This window comes from Achromobacter sp., assembly GCF_036567245.1.
GTDB lineage: Bacteria > Pseudomonadota > Gammaproteobacteria > Burkholderiales > Burkholderiaceae_B > Achromobacter.
On sequence record NZ_DATCUY010000046.1, the window covers coordinates 1 to 4,827 of the forward strand.

Below are 4,827 nucleotides of genomic sequence, written 5' to 3' on the forward strand. Positions count from 1 at the left end.
GATGGCGATCTTGTGGTAGCCGACGTCGATGACGAACATGGCGTCAGGCAGACCGTTCATGTCCTTGATGCCGCCGATCGACTTGTTCAGCTTGTCCAGTTCGCGTTGGAACAGCAGGCCTTCCTTCTTGATCATGCGCTCGGCGCCGCCTTCGGCGACCACGACTTCCATGTCCTTCAGGCGCTTGACCGAGGTCTTGACCGTCTTGAAGTTGGTCAGCATGCCGCCGAGCCAGCGGGCGTCGACGAAGGGCATGCCGCAACGGGCAGCTTCGGTGGCGACCAGCTCGCGAGCAGCGCGCTTGGTGCCGACGAACAGGATGTTGCCGCCGCGAGCAGCCAGCTGCTTCACGAACTTGGTGGCTTCCTGGTACTTATCAACCGTCTTTTCGAGGTTGATGATGTGAATCTTGTTGCGATGGCCGAAGATATAGGGGGCCATCTTGGGGTTCCAGTAGCGGGTCTGGTGACCGAAGTGGACACCCGCTTCCAGCATTTCGCGCATCAAAGACATAACTTTCTCCAAGGGTTGATTTCTTGCGCCGCACCTGCATCAGCCTCTGGCTGACACCCTGGGTGGTGTTGCGCGCGATTTCCCGCAAGTGCGGGATGACTACATTTTAACCGGGCCGACCGATCACTGCCGCAATAACTACGACGCCTGGGGCGCCTTCTACTACGCTGCCGCGATAAACCCAGACGGCCGCCACGAGCAAGAGCCTTGCACCGCATGCTTGCAGGCGCTTGTCCAGACCCACCAGGAATTTCCTGGAAGTTTCCGGCGGTTTCCCGAAAGCGCACCCGGACCTGTTTTGTTGGCGGCGAAATCCAGCTCTGGAAATCCAGCTCTTCGCGTTCAAGCGTGGGGGTTTAACGCCCTGGCTTCAGTTCGACCGCGCATCAGACCATCGGGGCATTTCTTAAGAAAACGCGAACGTTTTCAAGAACTTAAGCCGACATCCATACCGAGTCCAAACCCTGAGCCTGCATCGCCGCTCTAAAACATGACCGGGCTTACAAGCACGCCGCGTCCCAGCTTGCGCCAGCATCCGCACGCCGCCGACCACGCCCAACCCGACTTGCTTCCAGCAGACGCCCCGCTCGTAAAATCCACGACCTGCCCGATTTCGCTCCACAACCTTCGCTTGCGGTGAAACTTCAGGGCCTGCCGCCGATCACTATGAATGGACCGCCGCTAGTGCCTGCCGGGTGTGCCTGACCTGCGGCTAGCCGCTGCCAACACCCGCCGGGTTCAGCCTTTGCCGTAACCCGATTGCTCCCCAAAATTTTAGGGAAGCCTATAATTCTACTATTCTTTCAAGCAGACATTCAAGCGAGACATCGCGAAGCTACTCCATGGGCACAATTACCAATCAGGCCGACCTGGCCAAGATGCGCGCCGCCTGCCAGGACGCGGCCAAAGTCCTCGATTTCATCACCCCTCACGTCAAGCCTGGCGTGACCACCGGGGAATTGGACCGTCTCTGCCTGGAATACCTGACCGATGAGCTGGGCGTGAAGTCCGCCACCGTGGGCTATGCGCCCCCGGGCTACCCACCCTTCCCCGGCGCGATCTGTACTTCGGTCAACCACCAGGTCTGCCACGGCATCCCGGGCGACAAGGTGCTGAAAAACGGCGACTCGCTGAACATCGACGTCACCATCATCAAGGATGGCTGGTTCGGCGACACCAGCCGCATGTACGCGGTGGGCGAGCAGTCCATATTGTCGCGCCGCCTGACCGAAATCACCTTCGAATGCATGTGGAAGGGCATCCAGCAGGTGAAAAACGGGGCCACCTTGGGTGACGTCGGCAACGCGATCCAGAAGCATGCCGAGGCCAACGGCTTTTCGGTGGTGCGCGAATTCTGCGGCCACGGCATCGGCCAGCGCTTCCATGAAGACCCGCAGGTGCTGCACTATGGCAAACCCGGCACGGGCGTGAAGCTGACGACGGGCATGCTGTTCACCATTGAGCCCATGATCAACGCCGGACGCCGCGAGATCCGCCAGTTGTCCGACGGCTGGACGGTGGTCACGCGCGACCACAGCCTGTCGGCGCAATGGGAGCATGCTGTCTGTGTCACCGAAACCGGCTACGAAGTCCTGACCCTGTCGCCTGGCATGCCCCAGCCGCCGGCCTTCATTGCCGAACCCATCATCATCCCCGCCCTCTGACGCCCCTGCTCCAGCTGCCATGACCGCCGCATCCCTCAGCGCCCTGCGCGAACGCATCCAGGAAGCCCGGCGGACCGCGGTGGCGGAGTTCCGCGCGCACTTGCGGCCGGACACCCTGCTGTCCGAGCAGCGCCGCATCGTCGACGCCGCGCTGCGCGACCTGGTCAAGCACTGCCCGCTGCCAGCAGGCGCCACGCTGGCGGCGGTGGGCGGCTACGGCCGCGGCGAGCTGTACCCGCACTCCGACGTCGACCTGCTGATCCTGCTGCCGCACGCCCCCACGTCCCACGATGAGTCGGCCATCGAAAAGCTGGTGGCTTCGCTCTGGGACCTGGGCCTGGAACCCGGCCATAGCGTGCGCACCATCGAGGACTGCGAACGCGAGGCCGACGCCGACATCACAGTGGAAACGGCTTTGCTGGAGTCCCGCTGGCTGGCCGGCAGCCGCACATTGATGAAGCAATTTGAAGCCGCGACCAAGTCCCGCCTGGACCCGCGCGCCTTCTTCCGCGCCAAGCGGGTCGAAATGCAACAGCGCCATGCGCGCTATCACGACACCCCCTACGCGCTGGAACCAAACTGCAAGGAGTCTCCCGGCGGCCTGCGCGACCTGCAGGTCATTCTGTGGATGGCGCGCGCGGCGGGCTTCGGCAACAGCTGGCGTTCCGTGGCGCAGGCCGGCCTGCTCACCTCTTCCGAGGCGCGTGACCTGCGCAAGGCGGAACAGGCCTTCAAGCGCCTGCGCATCGAATTGCACCTGCTGGCGAACCGGCGCGAAGACCGCGTGCTGTTCGACCTGCAGCCGGCCCTGGCCGAGGTCTACGGCATCCATGCCACCGCCACCCGCCGCGGCAGCGAGTTGCTGATGCAGCGCTACTACTGGGCGGCGCGGCTGGTGACGCAGTTGAACGGCATCCTGGTGCAGAACATCGAGGAACGCCTGTTCCCGCGCCCGGACAGCGACGCGCGCGATATCGACGACGATTTCCGCAATCTGCGCGACCGCCTGGACATCATTCGCGACGACGGCTTCGAGCGCAATCCCACTCTGCTGCTACGCGCTTTCCTGGTGATGCAGCAACATCCGGAACTGACCGGCATGTCGGCGCGGACGCTGCGCGCGATCTGGCATTCGCGCCACCGCATCGATGCGCAATTCCGCCGCAACCCCGTCAACCGCAAGCTGTTCCTGCAAATCCTGCAGCAGCCGCGCGGCATCGTGCACGAGCTGCGGCGCATGACCATGCTGAACATCCTGCCGCGCTACCTGCCGGTATTCCGCCGCATTGTCGGCCAGATGCAGCATGACCTGTTCCACGCCTACACGGTGGATCAACACACGCTGGCGGTGGTGCGCAATCTGCGCCGCTTCACCATGCCCGAACACGCCCAGGAGTATCCGCTGGCCAGCCAGCTGATCGCGGGCCTGGACCGGCACTGGCTGCTGTATGTGGCGGCGCTTTTCCACGATATCGCCAAGGGCCGCGGCGGCGACCATTCCGAACTGGGCGCGCGCGAAGTGCGCAAGTTCGCCCAAGACCACGGCATGGAGCCCGAGGACACCAGACTGGTGGAATTCCTGGTGCGCCAGCACCTGCTGATGTCGGCCGTGGCGCAGAAGCGCGACCTGTCCGACCCGGCCGTGGTGCAGGACTTTGCCGCCACCGTGAAGGACGAGCGCCACCTGACCGCCTTGTACCTGCTGACGGTGGCCGATATCCGCGGCACCAGCCCCAAGGTCTGGAACGCCTGGAAGGGCAAGCTGCTGGAAGACCTGTACAAGCTGACGCTGGCCGCGCTGGGCGGCGCCCATGCCGATGCCCACACCGTCCTGACCGAACGCAAGGAAGAGGCCGCCCGCCTGACCCGGCTGGCCGGCCTGCGCGACGACGCCCGCGAAGCCTTCTGGAACCAGCTCGACGTGGCGTACTTCCTGCGCCACGACGCCTCGGACATCGCCTGGCACACGCGCCATCTGTACCACCAGGTCGCGCCGGCGCAAGCCGTGGTCAAGGCCCGCCCCACCGAACAAGGGGAAGGCCTGCAGATCATGGTGTACACGCGCGACGCGCCCGACCTGTTCGTGGCCATCTGCGGCTACTTCGACGCCAAATCGCTTTCGATTCAGGATGCCCGCATCCACACCACGCGCCACGGCTGGGCGCTGGACAGCTTCATCGTGCTGCTGCCGGAAGGCGCCAGCGACCTGCGCGCCCAGGCCACCCTGGTCGAGCATGAACTCGCCGAACGCCTGAGAGACCCGCATGCAGCCGCCCAGCAACAGCCCGCGCGCGGCGGCTACTACGGACGGGGCCGCCAGTCGCGCGTGTCGCGCGTGTTCCCGGTCATGCCGCAGGCCGAATTGCAGCCCGACGAACGCAGCACCTCCTGGCGGCTGTCGGTAACCGCCACCGACCGCCCCGGCCTGCTGCACGCCCTGGCACGCGTCTTCGCCCGCCACGAGGTAAACCTGCTGATGGCCAAGATCATGACGCTGGGCGACCGCGTCGAAGACGTGTTCATCGTGGATGGATCGACGCTGGCGCGCCCGCGCAGCCAGATGCAGTTCGAGCGCGACGTCCTGGACGCCCTGGCGGGCGAGGAAACGCAGCAGCGCGCGGCCTGAGCGCGGCGGGCGCCGGCCATCGCC

At 64.8% G+C, this 4,827-nt stretch carries 3 protein-coding genes; 2 read left to right on the plus strand and 1 reads right to left on the minus strand.

Annotated features, from left to right (window positions below):
- A partial coding sequence (gene rpsB, locus VIR09_RS01585) for a 30S ribosomal protein S2 (RefSeq protein ID WP_332011136.1) occupies window positions 1-513 on the minus strand: 513 nt, incomplete at its 3' end.
- An 842-nt stretch (window positions 514-1,355) separates the two neighbouring features.
- On the opposite strand from rpsB, the gene map reads away from it, so the two are divergent.
- Complete coding sequence (map, locus tag VIR09_RS01590) at window positions 1,356-2,177, plus strand: type I methionyl aminopeptidase (RefSeq protein WP_332011139.1); 822 nt, start codon at window positions 1,356-1,358, stop codon at window positions 2,175-2,177.
- A 19-nt stretch (window positions 2,178-2,196) separates the two neighbouring features.
- A complete protein-coding gene (locus VIR09_RS01595; protein WP_332011142.1) occupies window positions 2,197-4,803 on the plus strand; it encodes a [protein-PII] uridylyltransferase in 2,607 nt (868 codons plus the stop codon).
- Window positions 4,804-4,827: the final 24 nt, after the last annotated feature.